Here is a 19,152-nt window from a genome sequence, read left to right as displayed (position 1 = left end):
CAGGCGGCGGTGGCGGGCGAGTTGCTGTCCACCGACCCGGCCGCCGCGCGGGCCGCCCTGCGCAGCATCGAGGAGTCCACCCGGGCCGCGCTGGAGGACCTGGACCACGTGCTGGGCGTGCTGCGCGAGGAGAAGCCGGGGACGGCGCCGGCCCGGACCCTGGCCGACCTGCCCGAGCTGCTCGACCGGCTGCGGCACGCGGGCGCGGTGGTGGAGCCGGAGCTGTCGGGCGAACCGGAGCGGGTGCGGGGGACGCTCTCCCGGGCGGCGTACCGGATCCTCCAGGAGGGGCTGACGAACGCGCTGCGGCACGGGGCGGGCGGTCCGATCGAGGTCCGGGTGGCGGCCACGCCGGACGCGCTGGAGCTGAGTGTCGTCAACCGGACCCCGCCGGACGCGGGCCCCGGTGACTTCCCGACGTCCGGGCACGGCCTGCTCGGGCTCGCCGAACGCGTGCGGCTGCTGCACGGCCGGTTCGAGGCCGGCCCGGACGGGCCAGGGCACTGGCGGCTGGCGGTCCGGCTGCCGGTGCGGGTGCCGGCATGACCCGCACCGACACCCCGGTCACCCTGCTGATCGCGGACGACGACGAGGTGACCCGCAGCGGTCTGCGCCTGCTGCTCGCGGCCCAGCCGGGGATCGAGGTCGTCGGCGAGGCCGCCGACGGCGTGGAGGCGGTCGAGCGGGCGCGGCGACTGCGGCCGGACGTGGTCCTGATGGACGTCCGGATGCCCCGCCGAAGCGGGATCGACGCCACCCGGGAGCTGCTGGCCGAGTCGGCCGAACCGCCGAAGGTCGTAGTGATCACCACCTTCGAGAACGACGGTCACGTCACCGCCGCGCTCGGCGCCGGAGCGAGCGGCTTCGTCCTCAAGCGGCTGCCGGTCCGGCAGATCGCCGAGGCGGTACGGGTGGTGGCGGCCGGGGAGGCGATCCTCTTCCCGGCCGCACTGCGCCGCATGGTCACCGCCCGCCCGCTGAACTCCGCCGAGGCCCTGCCGCAGGCCGCGCTGACAGCCCGCGAGGAGGAGGTGCTGCGGCTGATGGCCACCGGCCTGTCCAACCCGGAGATCGCGCACTCGCTCACGGTGAGCCCGGAGACCACGAAGACCCACGTCGGGAACGTCCTGACCAAGCTCGGCGCGCAGAACCGGACCCACGCGGTGGTGATCGCGTACGAGTCCGGTCTGGTGGTGCCGGGGTTCACCGGCTGAGGCACGCCTCAGCCGGCCCCGGTGCTCACGCCGTTTCGGGCACGACCGCGACGGCACAAGCGCTGTGGTGCAGGACGGCGTGGGCGACGCGCCCGAGCTGGAGGCCGAGGTGCCCCGGGTGGCGCCGGGCGCCGACGACCAGCAGGTCGGCGCCGTACGAGGCCGCGAGCAAGGCCGCGCGCGGGTGCCCCTCGACGACCTGCCGTGTCACGTGCACGTCCGCGGGCATGTCCTTGAGCGCCCGGTCCAGCACCTCGACGGCCTGCTGTTCGTGCAGCCGGGCGGGTTCCCCGGCGAGGAGCGGAATGTCGGTCGACTCGCGGGCCGGGCAGCGCCAGGCGCGGACGGCGTCCACGGTGGCGTTCCGCAGCCGCGCCTCCCGGACGGCGAAGTCCAGGGCCGCCGAATCCGTCCCCTTGTCGCCGACCCCGACGGCGATCCGGCCCTGTCCGTCCGCCGTGACCCGGTTGTCGTGGCCGCCGCGCACCACGATCACCGGGCAGCCGGCGCGGGCGGCGACGGCCAGGCTCACCGAGCCGAGCAGCAGCTCGGCCAGTGCCCCGCGCCCACGGGTGCCGAGCACCAGCAGGCATGCCTCACGTCCCTCGCGGACGAGCGCGTACTCGGGTTCCTCCGGCAGGACGTCGAGGGCGACCGCGACCCCGGGCCGGCGCAGGTTCGCCCGGTGTTCGGCGGTACGCAGGACGTCCTCGGCGCCGAGCCGCTCCGCGGGCTTGCCGTGGCCCGGCGCGAGCGAGGAGCCCTCGTAGCGCTCCCACAGGGACGCGTACACCACCCGCAGCGGCACCCCGCGCAGCGCGGCTTCGTCCGCCGCCAGGTCCACGGCCCGCAGCGCGGACTCGGAGCCGTCGACGCCGACGACGACCGGGGGTGTCATCGCGTTCACCGCCCCGCGCCCAGGTCGAACACGATCCGGGCCCTGACCTCGCCGCGCAGCACCGCGTCGATGGACTCGTTCACGGAGGTGAGCGGCCGGGTCTCGTACATGACCTGGGTGCGGCCCTCCGCGTGCAGCTGGAAGACCTCGGCGAGGTCCTGCCGGGTGCCGACGATCGAGCCGATGACGCTCGTGCCGTTCAGGACGGTGTCGAAGATCGGCAGCCGGACCGTGCCGTGCGCGGGCAGGGCGACCATGACGAGCTTCCCGCCGCGCCGCAGCCCGGAGTTGACCGCCTCGAAGGCCGCGTCGTTCACCGCGAGGGCGATCGCCGCGTGGGCCCCGCCGTGCCGCTTGAGCACCTCGCCGACGTTCTGTTTGCGGGCGTCGATGACGAGGTCGGCGCCGAGGCGGGCGGCGAGGTCGAGCTTGTCGTCGGTGACGTCGATCGCGGCGACGGTCGCCCCGGCGATCTTCGCGTACTGCACGGCGAGGTGGCCGAGCCCGCCGACGCCGGACACGGCGACGAGCTGGGCGGGCCGCACGCCGGCGACCTTGAGGGCCTTGTACGTGGTGACGCCGGCGCAGGTGAGGGGGGCGGCGTCGAACGGGGAGACCCCGTCGGGGACGGGCTGCGCGAAGTCGGCCCACGCGAGCATCTTCTCGGCGTATCCGCCGTCGCACCCGTACCCGGTGTTGACCTGCGCCTCGCACAGCGTCTCCCACCCGGACAGGCAGTGCTCGCACCGCCCGCACGCCCGCCCCAGCCAGGGCACCGCGACCCGCTGCCCCACGCTCAGCGAGGTGACCCCCGCACCGAGCGCCTCGACCAGCCCGACGCCCTCGTGCCCGGGGACGAACGGCGGCGTCGGCTTCACGGGCCAGTCACCGTGCGCGGCGTGGATGTCGGTGTGGCACAGCCCGGACGCCTCGACCCGCACCCGGACCTGCCCGGGACCGGGCTCCGGGTCGGGCCGCTCCTCGATGACCAGGGGTTCACCGAAAGCTCGAACGACCGCTGCCTTCATGGGGGTTCCTCTTCTCAAGAATTCTCGTGGGGCTCAGGGGGTTCTCAGGGATGCGGGACGACAGCGACAGGAGCGGCGCAGTGGTGCAGCACGGCGTGGGTGACGTGCCCGATGTGCGTCCCGAGCGGGTTGCGCCGGGCACGCCGTCCGACGACGACCAGGGACGCGTTCCGGGCGGCGTCCACAAGTTGCACCGCCGGGTTGCCGTACCGGACGTCCTCGGTGACCTGGACGTCCGGGAGCGCGTGCCGCCAGGGCCGCAGCACCGCCGTCAGCGTCTCCCCTTCGCTCTGGAGGAAGGTGTCGTGCACGACCGGGTCGGCGGGCGTTCCGTACGCGATGTACGGGGGCGGGTTCCAGGCGTGCACCACACGCAGCGACACGCCCCGGCGGGTGGCGGCCTCGAAGGCGAACTCGATCAGCTCGGCGTCCGGCCGGTCGGTGTCCAGGCCGAGGACGACGGGTCCGGCGGGCACCGGCGGGGTCTGCTTGACGAACACCACGGGCCGTTCGCAGTGGGCGACGACGGAGAGGCCGACCGAACCGGCCAGGAAGCCGGTGAGGCCGCCGAGTCCGCGTGAGCCGAGGACGAGGAACTCGGCGTCCTTGGCGGCCTCGGTCAGGGCGTCCGCGGGGTTGCCGGTGACCTGCTCGGTGCTCACCTCGACGCCGGGGTGGCGCCGCCGGACGGTCCGCGCGGCCTCCCGGGGGATGCGGTCGGTCCAGTGCTGGTGGGTCTCCGGGCCGAGCAGCGGGGCCTGGGCCATCGGCGCGGGGACCGGCTCCCAGACCTGGACGAGTCTCAGCGGCAGGCCGAGCGAGAGCGCCTCACCGGCGGCCCAGTCGGCGGCGGCCAGGCTCTCGGGGGAGCCGTCCAGGCCGACGGTGACGGTACGGGACATCAGGTCCACCTCCTTGTGAGCGCGGTGGGCCGGGAGAGCGGGCCCACCGCGCGTCCGGGGTTCAGCGCAGCCAGGTGTGGTCGCGGACGAAGGGGAGCCGGGCCCACAGGCGGCCGAGGCCCAGCGCGTCGCCGGCGGCGGTCGCGGCGAGGGCGATCAGGATGATCGCGTAGATCAGGTGGTAGTCGGCGAAGGGGTTGGTGGACATGCTGGGCGTGCCGTCGAAGAGGTGCTTGGCCGGTGGCCACTCGGCGATCCACATGAACGCCATCAGGACGGTCCCCGCGAGGGCGGTCAGGCGCAGGGCGACGCCGGTGGTGAGGGCGAGGCCGATGCCGAGGAGGGCCAGCATGAACAGCCAGTCGGCCCAGGTGTCGCCGGCCCAGGAGTGGAACGTCGACTGCATCGGTCCGGCGGAGACGTGCGACAGGAAGCCCTGCGTGGGCGAGCCGCCGTCGATCCAGCCCTTGCCGGAGGCGGTGGCGTAGCCGAGGCCGAAGGTCTTGTCGAGGAACGCCCACAGGAACACGAACCCCGTCAGCAGCCGCAGCGAGGCCAGGGCGTACTCCGACGCGGTGTGCGTGATCGCCGTCTCGCTCTTCGACAGGGACAGGCGGGCACGGAATCCGAAGGCGTGGTGAGGGTGCTGCTCGTGCACGACCATGACGGTGGTTTCCTCTCGGGGTTCGGGGCGTTGTCCGGCACTCCTCACTCTTCTCCCGGGGCCCCGGGAGCGCCGGATGCCGAAGGTCCGCCGTCCCGGGGCCGAACGGCCCTGATGTCGAACCGGTCGGCCGGGTGGATCATGAGGGCACCCGACGGAAGGCAGGAGATGCCCGAGGACCCGCGCACCCCGCAGTGGCACCGCCTGGCGCCCGGTCTCGCCACGCTCATGGGCTACCGGCGCGCGTGGCTGACCGGCGACCTGCTCGCCGGGGTGACGGTGGCCGCGTATCTCGTGCCGCAGGTCATGGCGTACGCGGGGGTGGCCGGGCTGCCGCCGGTCGCGGGGCTGTGGGCGATCCTGCCGGCGCTCGCGCTGTACGCCGTGTTCGGGTCGTCGCGGCTGTTGTCGGTGGGGCCGGAGTCGACGACCGCCTTGATGACGGCGACGGTGGTCGCGCCGCTCGCGGCCGGCGATCCCGCGCGGTACGCGTCGCTGGCGGCGGCCCTCGCGGTGACGGTCGGTCTGCTGTGCCTGGCCGCCCGTGCGGTGCGGCTGGGGTTCCTCGCGGACCTGCTGTCGCGCCCGGTCCTCGTCGGCTATCTGACCGGCGTGGCCCTGATCATGACGGTGGACCAGCTGCCGAAGCTGACCGGGGTGCGCACGCGGGGCGAGGAGTTCCTCCCCCAGCTGTGGTCCTTCGTCCGCCACGTGCCGGACGTCCACCCCGCCACCGTGGCCCTCTCCGCCGCCGCCCTGGCGTTCCTGCTCCTGACGGCCCGGTACGCGCGGTCGGTGCCGGGCCCGCTGCTGCTGGTCGTCCTGGCCACGGCCGCCGTCGCCGCCTTCGGCCTCGACGGGCGCTACGGCCTGAAGGTGATCGGCGAGGTCCCGTCCGGCCTGCCGTCCGCGGCCGTCCCCGCCCTGGGCGAGCTGCCGCACCTCGTGCTGCCCGCGCTGGGCGTGCTGCTGGTCGCCTACACGGACTTCGTCCTGACCGCCCGCGCGTTCAGCGACGGTCCCGGGATCGACGCCGACCAGGAGTTCCTGGCGCTCGGCGCGGCCAACCTCGGCGCGGGCGCCCTGCACGGCTTCCCGGTGTCCAGCAGCGCCAGCCGCACCGCGCTCGCCTCCTCGGCGCGCGCCCACAGCCAGGCGTACTCGCTGGTCGCGGGGGCGGTGGTGCTGGCCGTCCTGCTGTTCCTCAGCCCGCTGCTGACCCGGATGCCGTCGGCGGTCCTCGGTGCGCTCGTCGTGTACGCGGCGACCCGGATGTTCGACCTCGCGGGTTTCCGGCGCCTGGCGTCCTTCCGCCGCCGCGAACTCCTCCTGGCGCTGGGCTGTCTGGCCGGTGTGCTCGCCCTGGACATCCTGTACGGGGTGATCGTGGCCGTCGGTCTGTCGGTGGCCGAGCTGCTGAGCCGGGTGGCGCGTCCGCACGACGCGGTCGAGGGGCTGGTGCCCGGGGTGGCGGGGATGCACGACGTGGACGACTACCCGCAGGCCCGCACGGTCCCGGGGCTGCTGGTGTACCGGTACGACTCGCCGCTGTTCTTCGCGAACGCGGAGGACTTCCGGCGCCGGGCGCTGGCCGCCGTCGACGAGCAGACCGGGCCGGTGCGCTGGTTCGTCCTCAACGCGGAGGCCAACGTCGAGGTCGACATCACCGCGCTGGACGCCGTCGACGAGCTGCGCCGTGAACTCGGCCGCCGGGGCGTGGTGTTCGCCTTCGCGCGGGTCAAGCAGGATCTGCTGGCCGATCTGCGGGCGTACGGGCTCGTGGAGTCGGTCGGCGAGGAGCGGATCTTCCCGACGCTGCCGACGGCGGTGGCCGCCTATCGGGCCTGGGAGCGGCGTCAGTAGGCGGGGACGCCCTGTGCGCGGAACCGGGCGCGGACGGTCTCGGTCAGCTCCGGGGTCGGGGTCGGGGTGTCGCGCAGCGGGAAGGGGATGCCGAGGGCGTCGTACTTGTGGGCGCCGAGCTTGTGGAAGGGCAGGACGTCGACGCGGTCCACGGAAGGGAGGCCGGCTGTGAAGCGGGCCAGGCCGTCCACGGCGTCCGGGTCGTCCGTCCAGCCGGGGACCAGGACGTACCGGATCCACATCGGGATGCCGAGGCGGTCGAGGCGGGTCGCGAAGTTGAGAGTGGGGGTGAGCCGGCCGCCGGTGAGGCGGCGGTAGGTGGTGACGTCGAAGGACTTGATGTCCAGCAGGACGAGGTCGGTGCGGGCGAGGAGGGTGTCGTCGGCGCGGTCGCCGAGAAGGCCGGAGGTGTCGAGGGCGGTGTGCAGTCCGAGTGCCTTGCAGCGGCGCAGGATCTCGCCGGTGAAGGCGGGCTGGAGGAGCGGTTCGCCGCCCGTGAGGGTGACGCCGCCGCCGGCCGCGGTGAGGAAGGGGCGGTGTCTTTCGATCCGCGCCATCACCTCGTCGACGGTGGTCTCCTTGCCGTCGCGCGGGTGCCAGGTGTCCGGGTTGGCGCAGTACAGGCAGCGCAGCGGGCAGCCGGAGACGAAGAGCACGAACCGGGTCCCGGGACCGTCGACGCCGGTCGACAGGTCCCAGGAGTGGACGCGGCCGGTGGTGGTCACAGCGATCCGTGGAAGGTGCGGCCGATCACGTCGAGCTGCTGCTCGCGGGTCAGGCGGACGAAGTGGACGGCGTATCCGGAGACCCGGATGGTGAGGTCCGGGTACTTCTCCGGGTGCTCCATGGCGTCCTCAAGGGTGGCCCGGTCCAGGACGTTGACGTTCATGTGGAAGCCGCCGGTCGCCGTGTAGGCGTCGAGGATGCCGACGAGGTTCCCGGCGCGTTCCGCCGGGTTGTGGCCGAGGCCCTCGGGGGTGATGGTCGTGGTGAGCGAGATGCCGTCACGGGCCTCGGTGTACGGAAGTTTCGCCACCGACAGGGCGGAGGCGGCGACGCCGTGCCGGTCGCGGCCGTTCATCGGGTTGGCGCCCGGCGCGAAGGGCTGTCCGGCGCGGCGGCCGTCGGGGGTGTTGCCGGTGTGCTTGCCGTAGACGACGTTCGAGGTGATCGTCAGGACGGACTGGGTGTGCTCGGCGTCCCGGTAGGTGGGGTGGCGGCGGACCTTCGCCATGAACGACTCGACGAGGCCGACGGCGATGTTGTCGGCGCGGTCGTCGTTGTTGCCGTACGCGGGGAAGTCGCCCTCGGTGCGGAAGTCGACGGCGAGGCCGGTGGCGTCCCGGAACACCCGCACGCGCGCGTACTTGACGGCGGACAGGCTGTCGGCGGCGACGGACAGGCCCGCGATGCCGCAGGCCATCGTGCGGTGCACGGGGTGGTTGTGCAGGGCCATCTCCAGCCGTTCGTAGGCGTACTTGTCGTGCATGTAGTGGATGACGTTGAGGGTGTTCACGTACGTCCCGGCCAGCCAGTCCAGGACCTTGTCGTACGCGGCGGACAGCTCCTCGTACTCCAGGTACTCCCCCGTCAGCGGTGGCGTGGCGGGGGCGATCTGGTCGCCGGTCATCTCGTCCCGGCCGCCGTTGACGGCGTACAGGAGCGCCTTGGCGAGGTTGACGCGGGCGCCGAAGAACTGCATCTGACGGCCGACCGTCATGGCGGAGACGCAGCAGGCGATGGCGGTGTCGTCGCCGGTGTGCGGGCGGGTGAGTTCGTCGGACTCGTACTGGACGGCGCTGGTGTCGATGGAGACCCGGGCGCAGAACTCCTTGAAGGGGGCGGGCAGCCGGGGTGACCACAGGACGGTGAGGTTGGGTTCCGGGGCGGGGCCGAGGTTGTACAGGGTCTGGAGGAAGCGGAAGGAGGTGCGGGTGACGAGGGTGCGGCCGTCGGCGCCCATGCCGCCGATGGACTCCGTGACCCAGGTGGGGTCGCCGGAGAAGAGGGCGTCGTACTCGGGGGTGCGCAGGAAGCGGACGATGCGCAGCTTGATCACGAAGTCGTCGACGAGTTCCTGGGCGCGGGTCTCGTCGAGGAGGCCGTCGGTCAGGTCCCGCTGGAAGTAGACGTCCAGGAAGGTCGAGGTGCGGCCCAGGGACATCGCGGCGCCGTTCTGCTCCTTCACGGCGGCGAGGTAGCCGAGGTAGAGCCACTGCACGGCCTCGTGGGCGGTGGCGGCGGGGCGGGAGACGTCGCAGCCGTAGGTCGCGGCCATCGTCGTCAGTTCGCCGAGTGCCTTGATCTGTTCGGCGAGTTCCTCGCGGTCGCGGATGACGTCGGGGCTGGAGGCCCGGGCGTCCAGCAGGGCACGCTCGGCCTTCTTGGCCTCGGTGAGGCGGGCTGTGCCGTAGAGGGCGACGCGCCGGTAGTCGCCGATGATCCGGCCGCGTCCGTAGGCGTCGGGCAGTCCGGTGACGACGCCGGCCCGGCGGGCGGCGCGCATCTCGGGGGTGTACGCGTCGAAGACGCCGTCGTTGTGGGTCTTGCGGTAGGTGCCGAAGACCTTCGTGACGAACGGGTCGGGTGCGTAGCCGTACGCCTTGAGGCCGTTCTCGACCATGCGCAGGCCGCCGTTCGGCATGATCGCGCGCTTGAGGGGGGCGTCCGTCTGGAGGCCCACGATCAGTTCGCGGTCGCGGTCGATCCAGCCGGGGGCGTGGGAGGTGATCGTGGAGGGGGTCGCGGTGTCCACGTCGAGGATGCCCCGGGCACGTTCCTCGGGGAACAGGGCGCTGACCTTCGCCCAGACGGCCCGGGTGCGGTCGGTGGGGCCGGTCAGGAAGGCGGGGTCGCCCTCGTAGGGGGTGTAGTTGGCCTGGATGAAGTCGCGGACGTCGATCCGTTCACGCCAGTGCGCTCCACTGAAGCCGCGCCACGCCTGTGCCGTCCGGTCCCCGGCTGTCACGGTCATCGCCGTTCCTCTCCTCGCGCTGGGTGCCTCGTGTCTCGATGCTCGTCGCCGCAGATCACGGCCGGGAGTGCCGGACAGGGCCCGTACCTGGGCCGTTCGGCCCCGGGCCGAGGGTCGACCAGGGAAATGGGTCGCCCCCGGCGTACGCGGGCCCGTAGCCTCGCGCGCATGAAGCTGCTCTCCGTCAATGTCGGCAGGCCTCGGCCCAACCCCTGGAAGGGCATCAGCGCGACGGGCATCGACAAGCGGCCCGTGGACGGCCCGGTCGCCGTCACCGCCCCCGGCCCCAAGGGCACCGGGGCGGTCGGTCTCGCGGGCGACCGCGTCTACGACGTGCAGCACCACGGCGGCACCGATCAGGCCGTCTACGCCTATGCCCGCGAGGATCTCGACCGGTGGGAGGCCGAGTTGGGCAGGCCGCTCGCCGACGGCGTCTTCGGCGAGAACCTCACGACGCACGGCGTCGACGTCAACGGCGCCCTGATCGGCGAGCGTTGGCGGATCGGTCCGGACGTCGTCCTGGAGGTGTCGTGCGCGCGGATCCCCTGCGGGACGTTCCAGGGCTGGCTGGAGCAGGACGGCTGGATCAAGCGGTTCACGCGGGCCGCGGTGCCGGGCGCCTACCTTCGTGTGATCGAGCCGGGGGACATCCGGGCGTCCGACCCGGTCGAGATCGTCCACCGGCCCGACCACGACGTGACCGTCGCAGTCGTCTTCCGCGCGATGACCCTCGAACCGGACCTCCTGCCACGGCTGCTGGCCGCCGACGCGCTGCCCGAGGGGGAGAAGGAGCGGGCCCGCAGGCGCACGACCGGGTGACCGGCCGCTGACCGCCGTTCACCTGCTGTCGCTCACCTCCGTGCCCTCCAGCGCCGCCCGTCCTGCTTCGAGGCGGGCGGCGGGGATGCGGAAGGGGGAGCAGGAGACGTAGTCGAGGCCGGTGCGGTGGAAGAAGCGGATGGACGCGGGGTCGCCGCCGTGTTCGCCGCAGACGCCGGTCTCCAGGCGGGGGTTGGCGGCCCGGCCGGTGGTGGTGGCGAGTTCGACCAGCCGGCCGACGCCGTCCTCGTCGATCGTCTCGAAGGGGGAGGCGGCGAAGACGCCTTTCTCCAGGTAGAGCGGGAAGAAGGACGCCTCGGCGTCGTCGCGGGACAGGCCCCAGGTCGTCTGGGTGAGGTCGTTGGTGCCGAAGGAGAAGAAGTCGGCGGTCTCGGCGAGGCGGCCGGCGATCAGCGCGGCGCGCGGCAGTTCGATCATCGTGCCGATCGGCAGGTCCATCCGCTCCCCCGTCTCGGCGGCGACCTCGGCGAGGACGCGTGCGGTCTCGGCGCAGGCCAGCCGCAGTTCCTCGGTGGTGCCGACGAGCGGGACCATGATCTCGGCGCGGGGCCTGCCGCCGCCCCGCAGCCGCCGGACGACGGCCTCGGCGACGGCCCGCACCTGCATCGCCATGAGGCCGGGTACGGCCAGTCCCAGGCGGACGCCGCGCAGGCCGAGCATGGGGTTCTGCTCGCGCATGTGCTCGACGGCGTCGAGGAGTTCACGGTCGTGAGGGTCGGGGTGCTCGGTGGTCGCGAGGCGGACGGCGAGGGCGGTGCGGTCGGGCAGGAACTCGTGCAGTGGCGGGTCCAGGAGCCGGATCGTCACCGGCAGGCCGTCCATGGCCGCCAGGATGCCGGTGAAGTCGTCGCGCTGGAGCGGCAGCAGGGCGGCGAGGGCTTGTTCGCGGGCGGCGTCGTCCCGGGCGAGGATCATCGCCTCGACGAGGGCGCGGCGTTCACCGAGGAACATGTGCTCGGTGCGGCACAGCCCGATGCCCTGGGCGCCCAGCGCGCGGGCGCGCGCCGCGTCCTCGGGGGTGTCGGCGTTGGCGCGCACCTGAAGGCGGCGGACGGAGTCGGCGTGCGCGAGGCTGGTCAGGACCGCCTCGGTGAGCGGCCCGGTCGCGGTGCCGCTCTCCAGGGCGCGGGTGACGTCGGAGGCGGTGAGCGGGAGTGCGCCGAGGTGGACGGTGCCCGTGGTGCCGTCGACGGAGAGGGTGTCGCCCTCGCGGACGACGGTCCCGTCGGCGGTGGTCAGGAGGCGGGCGTCGGGGTCGACGGTGAGGGAGTCGGCGCCGCACACGCACACCTTGCCCATGCCTCGGGCGACGACGGCGGCGTGGCTGGTCTTGCCGCCGCGGCTGGTCAGGACGGCCTCGGCGGCGATCATGCCGGGCAGGTCGTCGGGTGCGGTCTCGCGGCGGACCAGGACGGTGCGTTCCCCGGCGGCGCGGCGGCGGACGGCCTCGGCGGAGTCGAAGACGGCGACCCCGACTGCGGCGCCCGGCGAGGCGGGCACGCCGTGCGCGAGGGGCGTGTCGTCGGGGTGGGTGGCGAAGCGCGGGAACATCAGCCGGGTCAGTCCGGCGCCGTCCACCCGGACCAGCGCCTCGTCCGCGCTGACGGTGCCCTCCTCGCACAGGTCGTGCGCGATGCGGAAGGCGGCCTCCGCGGTGCGTTTGCCGATCCGGGTCTGGAGGATCCACAGCCGGCCGCGCTCCACGGTGAACTCGACGTCGCACAGGTCCCGGTAGTGGTTCTCCAGCGTCCGCAGGTGGCCGGCGAGTTCGGTGTGGGCGCGCGGGACGTGCGTTTTCAGTTCGGCGAGCGGGACGGCGTCGCGGACCCCGGCGACGACGTCCTCGCCCTGCGCGTCGGGCAGGTAGTCGCCGTACAGGCCGCGTTCCCCGGTCGCGGGGTCGCGGGTGAAGGCGACGCCGGTGCCGGAGTCGGGGCCGAGGTTGCCGTAGACCATCGCCTGGACGTTGACGGCGGTGCCGAGGCCGTCGGAGATGTGCTCGCGGCGGCGGTAGACGCGGGCGCGTTCGCCGTTCCAGGAGTCGAAGACGGCGCGGATCGCCCGGACGAGCTGCTCGCCGGGGTCCTGCGGGAACTCCTCGCCGGTCTCCTTGCGGATGATGTCCTTGAACTCCTCGACGAGGACGGGGAGTTCGAGCGTGTCCGGCCCGCGCCCGGCCATGGCCGCCTCGAACAGGCCGGCGTCCACGCCCATCACGGTGTGACCGAACATCTGCACCAGCCGCCGGTAGGAGTCCCAGGCGAACCGCTCCCTGCCGGACGCCTTCGCCAGCCCGGTGACCGACGTGTCGTTGAGCCCGAGGTCGAGGACGGTGTCCATCATCCCCGGCATGGAGAAGCGGGCCCCGGAACGCACCGACACCAGCAGCGGGTCCTCGGCAGCGCCGAGCGTACGTCCCATGGCCCGCTCCAGCCCGGCCAGCGCACGGGCCACCTCGACGCCGAGCGCCTCCGGCTCGTGCCCGGTCTCCAGGTAGGCGACACACGCCTCGGTGCTGACGGTGAACCCGGGCGGCACAGGGAGCCCGAGCCGCGTCATCTCCGCGAGCCCGGCGCCCTTCCCACCGAGGAGGGCAGCCATCTCCCGGCCGCCCTCGGCGAACGTGTAGACGTACTTGGTCGGCTTGTCCATCGGGGTCGTTCCGCCTCTCGGTGTCGGTTGCGTGCGCTGCGGCGGGCACGGAGCCCGCCCGCATCGCCAGCGTCACGCCGCGCGCTGCCGCGGGGCATGGGCCGCAGGGGGCGTACCGGGGGCCGTTCGGCCCCCCGTCAGCAGATCCGCGGCAGGAGTTCCCCCAGCGGCATGTCGACGAGGCGCCGGGCGCCGACCAGGGTGCGCAGGGTGACCCGGCCGACGGGGCCGGCGGGGAGGACCTCGCCGATGCGGACGGCTTCCGTGCCCTCCGGCAGGGAGCGCAGGGCGGTCAGTGCCGCGTCGGCCGCGTCGGGGGTGACGAAGGCGACGAGGCAGCCTTCGTTGGCGACGACGAGGGGGTCGAGGCCGAGGAGGTCGCAGGCGGCGGCGACCGGACCGGGGACGGGGACGGCGGGTTCGTCGATCTCGACGGCGACGTGGGAGTCCCGGGCGATCTCGTTGAGGGCGGCGGCGAGGCCGCCCCGGGTGGGGTCGCGCAGGGTGTGGACGGCGGGGCCCAGCGGGGCGAGGGCGGCGACCAGCCGGTGCAGGGGGCGGGTGTCGGAGGCGATGGCGCTCTCGAAGCCGAGCCCTTCCCGGGTGCTGAGGACGGTCGTGCCGTGCAGTGCGACGGGCCCGGAGAGCAGGACCGCGTCGCCGGGGCGGGCGAGCGCGGCGGACGGGCACAGCGCGGTGTGCCGCTGTCCGACGCCGGTGGTGGTGACGAACAGCTTGTCGGCGGCGCCCCGCCCGACGACCTTGGTGTCCCCGGCGACCACGGGAACACCCACCTCGCGCGCCGCCTTCCCGAGCGAGCCCATGACGGCCCGCAGGTCGGCCAGCGCCAGCCCCTCCTCCACGACGAGGGAGACCGTCAGCGCGAGCGGCCGGGCCCCGCGCATCGCGAGGTCGTTGACGGTGCCGTGGACGGCGAGGGAGCCGATGTCACCGCCGGGGAAGAACAGCGGGCTGACGACGAAGCCGTCCGTGCTGATCACCAGGTCGCGGTGGCCGGGCAGGAGGGCGGCGTCCTCCAGAGGGCCGGGACCGGCGTCGGTCGCGGGCAGGATCACCCGGTCGAGGAGCTCGGCGGTGAGCCGTCCGCCGGCGCCGTGGCCCAGGAGGACGACCTCGTCCTCGTGGCGGGGTGCCGGGCACTCGATGGTCATGGGGCGCTCCTGACGCGTCCGGCCGCGTGGAAGGCGGCGCAGGTGCCCTCGGACGACACCATGGGGGCGCCGAGGGGGTGGCGGGGTGTGCAGCGGGTGCCGTACGCGGTGCAGTCGGTGGGCAGGCGGGCGCCGGTGAGGATGGTGCCCGCGATGCAGGCGGGGTCCTCGGCGGGGCTCAGGGCGCCCACGTCGAAGCGGCGGGCCGCGTCGAACCGCGTGTACTTCTCGGCGAGTTCGAGCCCGCTGGCGGGCAGGGGGCCGATGCCGCGCCAGGCCCGGTCGGTGACCTGGAAGACGGTGCGGACGGCCGTCTGCGCGGCGGTGTTCCCGGCCCGCCGCACGGCCCGCGCGTACTGGTTCTCCACCTCGTGGCGGCCCGCCTCCAGTTGCCGCACGGCCATCAGGACGCCCTCCAGCAGGTCCAGCGGTTCGAAACCGGTGACGACGATCGGGACCCGGTGGCGGGCGGCGATCGGTTCGTACTCGCGCCAGCCCGTGACCGCGCACACGTGCCCGGCGGCGAGGAACGCCTGGACCTCACGGTCGGGGTCGTCGAGCAGCGCGGTCATCGCCGGGGGCACGAGGACGTGGCTGACGAGCGTCGAGAAGTTCGCCAGGCCGAGCCGGGCGGCGTGCAGCACGGCCGTCGCGACGGCCGGCGCGGTCGTCTCGAAGCCGACCGCCAGGAACACCACCTCGCGGTCGGGGTGCCGGGCGGCGAGGCGTACGGCGTCCATGGGGGCGTACACGACCCGGACGTCGGCGCCGCGCGCCCGCAGGGACAGCAGGTCGGTGCCGGTGCCGGGGACGCGCAGCATGTCGCCGAAGCTGGTGAAGGTCACGCCGGGGCGGGCGGCGATCGCCATGGCCCGGTCGAGGGTCTCCAGCGGGGTGACGCAGACCGGGCAGCCGGGGCCGTGGATCATGCGGATGCCGGCGGGCAGGAGTTCGTCGATGCCCTGGCGGACCAGGGTGTGGGTCTGGCCGCCGCACACCTCCATGATCCGCCAGGGGCGGGTGGCGGTGGCCTTCAGCTCGTCCAGCAGGTGCCGGGCGAGGACGGGGTCACGGTATTCGTCGAGGTATCTCATGAAGAGCCGTCCACCGAGGTGCGCACGACCCTCAGGTCGAGGAAGTGGGTGGCGCAGGAGATGCACGGGTCGTGGTTGCGGATCGCCCGTTCGCACAGGGCGGTCAGCTCGTCGTCGTCCGGGTCGTGTTCGCTGACGGCCCGCTGGGCGAGGCGGCGCAGGTCGGCCTCGATGGCGCCCTGGTTCTGCGCGGTGGGCGGGACCATGCGGGCGTCGGTGACGGTGCCCCGGGCGTCGAGTGCGTAGCGGTGGTACAGCAGTCCGCGCGGGGCCTCGGTGGCGCCGTGTCCGACGCCCGCGACGGGCGGGACCTCGGTGCAGGGGTGCGCGGGCGGCTCGTACGTGGTGATGATCCTCAGGGCCTCCTCGACCGCGTACACCACCTCCACGGCCCGGACCAGGACGGAGCGGTAGGGGTTGCGGCACACCGCGCCGTCGCGGGGGTCCCCGAGCCCCGCCTCGACGGCCGCCTGCCGGGCCAGCGGGGAGAGTCCGCGTCCACCCACCGCGAACCGGGCGAGGGCGCCGGTGAGGTGGACGCGCCCGTCGAGCCGGGAGTACAGGGCGGTGGAGTGCGGGACGTGGGTCTCGCGGACGCGCTGCTCGAAGTCCCGGACCGGGAAGGAGCCGGTGGTGCCGTCGGCGCGCAGGACGGTCGGGGTGCCGCTCTCGATGGCGTAGGTGCCGGGGGCGGCCAGGGCGAGGAGGTCGGCGTCGGTGCGGGCGTCGGGGAAGTCGAAGCCGGCCACCCAGCGGACGGTGTCCCAGGCGTCGTCCAAGGAGCGCCTCAGCTCCGGTTCGATTAACCGGAGTTCGGCCGGGGACGGGGCGCGGTGGAAGCCGCCCAGGCGGACGTTGACGGGGTGGATCGCGCGTCCCCCGACGAGTTCCATGAGGGAGTTGCCCGCCTTCTTCAGCCGCAGGCCCCGCTCCACCTCCATCCGGTGGGTGCGGGCCAGTTCGATCGCGCCGGACACGCCGAGGAAGTCGGGGGCGTGCAGGAGGTGGATGTGCAGGGTCTGGCTCTCGATCCACTCGCCGCAGTACAGGAGCCTGCGCAGGGCCTGGATCTGTGGGGGCACGTGCACCCCGCAGGCGTCCTCGATCGCCGCGCACGCGCTCATCTGGTAGGCGACCGGGCAGATCCCGCACACGCGGGCGGTGATGTCGGGCGGCTCGGTGTAGGAGCGCCCGCGCAGGAACGCCTCGAAGAAGCGGGGCGGTTCGTAGATCTCCAGGCGTGCCTCGGTGACGGTGCCGTCGTGGACGCGCAGGCTCAGCGCGCCCTCGCCCTCGACCCGGGACAGGGCGCCGACGTGCAGGACACGCGAACCTCGGTGGGTCACGGGTTCAGCTCCTTGTCGAAGGCGGCGGCGTTGAAGGTGTGCAGGAAGCGGCTCACGGCGTCCTCGTCGAGGCCGTCGCGGCGCAGCAGCGGGATCAGGGCGGGCAGGTTCACCGAGCCGGACGGGCCGAAGCAGCCGAAGCAGCCGCGCCGGTGGGCGGGGCACAGCGCGCCGCATCCGGCGTGGGTGACGGGGCCGAGGCAGGGGGTGCCGTCGGCGACGGTGACGCAGACCGTGCCGCGCCTCTTGCACTCGAAGCAGACGCTGTGGTCCGGGATGTCGGGCCGGCGTCCGGCGAGGTGGGCGGTGAGCACTTCGAGGAGCTGGCTGCGGTCGATCGGGCAGCCGCGCAGTTCGAAGTCGACGGGGACGTGCGCGGAGACAGGGGTGGAGTCGGCGAGGGTGGTGACGTACTCGGGGTGGGCGTAGACCACGCGCCGGTACTCGTCGACGTCGGCGAAGTTCCGCAGGGCCTGGATGCCGCCGGCGGTCGCGCAGGCGCCGATCGTCACGAGCCGCCGGGACGCGGCGCGGATCGCGTGGACGCGGTCGGCGTCGGCGGGGGTGGTGACCGAGCCCTCGACGAGGGCCAGGTCGTAGGGGCCGGGTTCGACGGCGCTGCTCGCCTCCAGGAAGTGGGCGATCCGCACCTCGCCGGCCAGGGCGAGGAGTTCGTCCTCGCAGTCCAGCAGGGTGAGCTGGCAGCCGTCGCAGGACGCCAGTTTGAACACGGCGAGCGTGGGGGTGTTCGGGGTGCTCATCTCACAGCTCCCTCACGGACAGCAGGGGCTCGACCCGGTCCCAGCCGGTGACGGGGCCGTCCCGGCAGATCAGCAGGGGGCCGAGCTGGCAGTGGCCGCAGTGGCCGGTCGCGCAGCGCATGTTGCGCTCCAGGGAGACGCGGACGCGCTGCGGGACGACGCCGAGGTGGACGAGGTCGCGGGCGGTGGCTCGGATCATCGGCTCGGGTCCGCAGACGAACGCCCAGGTGCGGGCCGGGGTGAACGGGGCGCGGCCGAGGAGCCGGGTGACGACGCCGACGTCGCCGTCCCAGTCGGGGTCGGGCCGGTCGACGGTCACTCCCGTGTACGCGGTCCGCCAGTGCGCCAGGTCGTCGCGGGCGATCAGGTCGTCCGGGGTACGGGCCCCGGCGAGGACGCTGACGTTGCCGTACCGGCCTGGTGCGGCGAGCGCTTCGAGGACCAGGGGGCGCAGCGGGGCGAGGCCGATGCCGCCGGCCACGACGAGGACGTCCTGCCCGTGGGCCTGTTCCAGTTCCCAGCCGGTGCCGTAGGGGCCGTGCACGCCCAGGACGTCTCCGACGCGGGCCGCGCACAGTCCGGCGGAGACCGCGCCGACGGCACGGACGGTGTGGGCGAGGCCGCCGGTGGCCTGGACGGAGCTGACCGACAGGGGGATCTCGCCCCGGCCGAAGCAGTGCACCATCGCGAACTGCCCCGGCGTGAACTCGCCGAGCGCCTCCCCCACCGGTTCGAGCCGCAGTGTGACCGTGTCCGCGGTCTCCGCCCGCCGGTCGACGACCAGGTGCGGTACGGGTAAGCCGCTCATGACCGGCCTCCGTAGAGGTCGACGAGGCGCGTGCGGGCGGCGCCGAGACGGCCGGCCAGCACCTGGCCGACCCACTGGCCGACCGCCCGGCCGAGGCCGGCGTCCTGTTCGCACATCCGCCGCACGGCGACCGCGTCGAACTCGTACGCCTCGACCGGGGTGGTGGTGACGGCCCCGAGCTGCCAGACGTACGGCGCGAAGAGCCAGGAGCAGCCGACCAGGTCGCCGGCGCCGAGGGTCTCGACGACGGGCGGGCGGCGGCCGGGGACGTGGACGTCGAGGGCGACCGTGCCGTCGCGCAGGACCCAGAAGCGGTCCGCGCCGCCGCCCTCGTCGAAGAGCCGGGTCCCTGGGCGCAGGGTCGTCTCCTGGGCGGCCTTCAGGAGCCGCTCCCGGTGTTCGGCGCCGAGCGCGCCGGGTAAGTCCGCGGTCATCGTCCGTTCTCCGTCCCGCGTTCGGCCTCCAGGGCGGCGGCCTCCTCGGTGATGTCGATGCCGGCCGGGCACCAGGCGACGCACCGGCCGCAGCCGACGCAGCCGGAGCTGCCGAACTGGTCGTGCCAGGTGGCGAGTTTGTGGGTCATCCACTGCCGGTAGCGGGAGCGCCCGGAGGCCCGGACGGGTCCTTCGTGCAGGTGGGAGAAGTCCAGGTCGAAGCAGGAGTCCCAGCGCTGCCAGCGTTCGGTGTGGTCGCCGGTGAGGTCGGTGACCTCCTCGGTGGTGACGCAGAAGCAGGTGGGGCAGACCATGGTGCAGTTCCCGCAGGTCAGGCAGCGTTCGGCGATGTCGTCCCAGCGGGCGGCGTCCAGGCTCTCACCGAGCAGGGTGCGCACGTCGACCAGCGGCAGCGCGCGGCCCATGCGGTCGCGGGCGGCGTCCACGGCGCCCCGGGCGGTGGCCTCGGTGAGCATGTCGGCCGGGCGGTGCGGGACGGCGT

At 73.8% G+C, this 19,152-nt stretch carries 18 protein-coding genes; 4 read left to right on the top strand and 14 right to left on the bottom strand.

Annotated elements, in window-relative coordinates; all coding sequences use genetic code 11:
• Both ACVNF4_RS17920 and ACVNF4_RS17915 read left to right on the top strand, forming a co-directional pair.
• A partial coding sequence (locus tag ACVNF4_RS17920; protein ID WP_461803827.1) for a sensor histidine kinase occupies positions 1 to 546 on the top strand: 546 nt, incomplete at its 5' end.
• Positions 543 to 1,214, top strand: coding sequence for a response regulator transcription factor (locus ACVNF4_RS17915; protein ID WP_461803826.1), 672 nt, complete (start codon positions 543 to 545; stop codon positions 1,212 to 1,214). The genes ACVNF4_RS17920 and ACVNF4_RS17915, both read left to right, overlap by 4 nt.
• Before the next feature lie 25 nt (positions 1,215 to 1,239).
• Here ACVNF4_RS17915 and ACVNF4_RS17910 read toward each other — a convergent pair whose 3' ends face one another.
• The 4 genes from ACVNF4_RS17910 to ACVNF4_RS17895 all read right to left on the bottom strand — a co-directional run bounded on the left by ACVNF4_RS17910 (position 1,240) and on the right by ACVNF4_RS17895 (position 4,706).
• Positions 1,240 to 2,112, bottom strand: a complete 873-nt coding sequence (locus ACVNF4_RS17910) for a universal stress protein (RefSeq protein ID WP_461803825.1) — start codon at positions 2,110 to 2,112, stop codon at positions 1,240 to 1,242.
• 5 nt (positions 2,113 to 2,117) lie between these two features.
• On the bottom strand, positions 2,118 to 3,140 hold the full coding sequence (locus tag ACVNF4_RS17905; RefSeq protein ID WP_461803824.1) for a zinc-dependent alcohol dehydrogenase: 1,023 nt from the start codon (positions 3,138 to 3,140) through the stop codon (positions 2,118 to 2,120).
• Positions 3,141 to 3,184: 44 nt separating this feature from the next.
• Positions 3,185 to 4,042, bottom strand: coding sequence for a universal stress protein (locus ACVNF4_RS17900; protein ID WP_461803823.1), 858 nt, complete (start codon positions 4,040 to 4,042; stop codon positions 3,185 to 3,187).
• Between the two features lie 61 nt (positions 4,043 to 4,103).
• Positions 4,104 to 4,706 carry a hypothetical protein gene (locus ACVNF4_RS17895; RefSeq protein ID WP_461803822.1) on the bottom strand — a complete coding sequence of 201 codons (603 nt, stop codon included), beginning with the start codon at positions 4,704 to 4,706 and terminating at the stop codon, positions 4,104 to 4,106.
• Between the two features lie 168 nt (positions 4,707 to 4,874).
• On the opposite strand from ACVNF4_RS17895, the gene ACVNF4_RS17890 reads away from it, so the two are divergent.
• On the top strand, positions 4,875 to 6,569 hold the full coding sequence (locus ACVNF4_RS17890; RefSeq protein WP_461803821.1) for a SulP family inorganic anion transporter: 1,695 nt from the start codon (positions 4,875 to 4,877) through the stop codon (positions 6,567 to 6,569).
• On the opposite strand, the gene pflA is transcribed toward ACVNF4_RS17890, so the two are convergent.
• Positions 6,563 to 7,300, bottom strand: coding sequence for a pyruvate formate-lyase-activating protein (gene pflA, locus ACVNF4_RS17885; RefSeq protein WP_461803828.1), 738 nt, complete (start codon positions 7,298 to 7,300; stop codon positions 6,563 to 6,565). The two genes, ACVNF4_RS17890 and pflA, sit on opposite strands and share 7 nt — an antisense overlap.
• Positions 7,291 to 9,543 carry a formate C-acetyltransferase gene (pflB, locus tag ACVNF4_RS17880; RefSeq protein ID WP_461803820.1) on the bottom strand — a complete coding sequence of 751 codons (2,253 nt, stop codon included), beginning with the start codon at positions 9,541 to 9,543 and terminating at the stop codon, positions 7,291 to 7,293. The genes pflA and pflB overlap by 10 nt, the downstream gene beginning before the upstream one ends.
• A 168-nt stretch (positions 9,544 to 9,711) precedes the next feature.
• On the opposite strand from pflB, the gene ACVNF4_RS17875 reads away from it, so the two are divergent.
• Positions 9,712 to 10,362: an MOSC domain-containing protein gene (locus tag ACVNF4_RS17875; protein ID WP_461803819.1), complete on the top strand. Its 651-nt coding sequence runs from the start codon at positions 9,712 to 9,714 to the stop codon at positions 10,360 to 10,362.
• A gap of 18 nt (positions 10,363 to 10,380) precedes the next feature.
• Here ACVNF4_RS17875 and ppdK read toward each other — a convergent pair whose 3' ends face one another.
• The 8 genes from ppdK to ACVNF4_RS17835 form a co-directional block, all read right to left on the bottom strand.
• The gene (gene ppdK / locus ACVNF4_RS17870; RefSeq protein WP_461803818.1) at positions 10,381 to 13,035 is read right to left on the bottom strand and encodes a pyruvate, phosphate dikinase; all 2,655 of its coding nucleotides are present in this window, start codon (positions 13,033 to 13,035) and stop codon (positions 10,381 to 10,383) included.
• A 137-nt stretch (positions 13,036 to 13,172) separates the two neighbouring features.
• Positions 13,173 to 14,207: a hydrogenase expression/formation protein HypE gene (hypE, locus tag ACVNF4_RS17865; protein WP_461803817.1), complete on the bottom strand. Its 1,035-nt coding sequence runs from the start codon at positions 14,205 to 14,207 to the stop codon at positions 13,173 to 13,175.
• The gene (gene hypD, locus ACVNF4_RS17860; protein ID WP_461803816.1) at positions 14,204 to 15,301 is read right to left on the bottom strand and encodes a hydrogenase formation protein HypD; all 1,098 of its coding nucleotides are present in this window, start codon (positions 15,299 to 15,301) and stop codon (positions 14,204 to 14,206) included. Before hypD ends, hypE begins: the two co-directional genes overlap by 4 nt.
• Positions 15,298 to 16,647, bottom strand: coding sequence for a Ni/Fe hydrogenase subunit alpha (locus ACVNF4_RS17855; protein ID WP_461803815.1), 1,350 nt, complete (start codon positions 16,645 to 16,647; stop codon positions 15,298 to 15,300). Before ACVNF4_RS17855 ends, hypD begins: the two co-directional genes overlap by 4 nt.
• Positions 16,644 to 17,408, bottom strand: coding sequence for an NADH-quinone oxidoreductase subunit B family protein (locus ACVNF4_RS17850; protein WP_461803814.1), 765 nt, complete (start codon positions 17,406 to 17,408; stop codon positions 16,644 to 16,646). Before ACVNF4_RS17850 ends, ACVNF4_RS17855 begins: the two co-directional genes overlap by 4 nt.
• A gap of 1 nt (position 17,409) precedes the next feature.
• The gene (locus ACVNF4_RS17845; RefSeq protein ID WP_461803813.1) at positions 17,410 to 18,216 is read right to left on the bottom strand and encodes an FAD/NAD(P)-binding protein; all 807 of its coding nucleotides are present in this window, start codon (positions 18,214 to 18,216) and stop codon (positions 17,410 to 17,412) included.
• The gene (locus ACVNF4_RS17840) at positions 18,213 to 18,650 is read right to left on the bottom strand and encodes a cyclic nucleotide-binding domain-containing protein (RefSeq protein WP_461803812.1); all 438 of its coding nucleotides are present in this window, start codon (positions 18,648 to 18,650) and stop codon (positions 18,213 to 18,215) included. The genes ACVNF4_RS17845 and ACVNF4_RS17840 overlap by 4 nt, the downstream gene beginning before the upstream one ends.
• The coding region (locus ACVNF4_RS17835; protein ID WP_461803811.1) for a 4Fe-4S dicluster domain-containing protein at positions 18,647 to 19,152 on the bottom strand (506 nt) is incomplete at its 5' end. The genes ACVNF4_RS17835 and ACVNF4_RS17840, both read right to left, overlap by 4 nt.

The organism is Streptomyces sp. S6, assembly GCF_054880855.1.
Note: the sequence above shows the minus strand (reverse complement) of the source record. Positions and strands in the feature narration are given on the sequence as shown.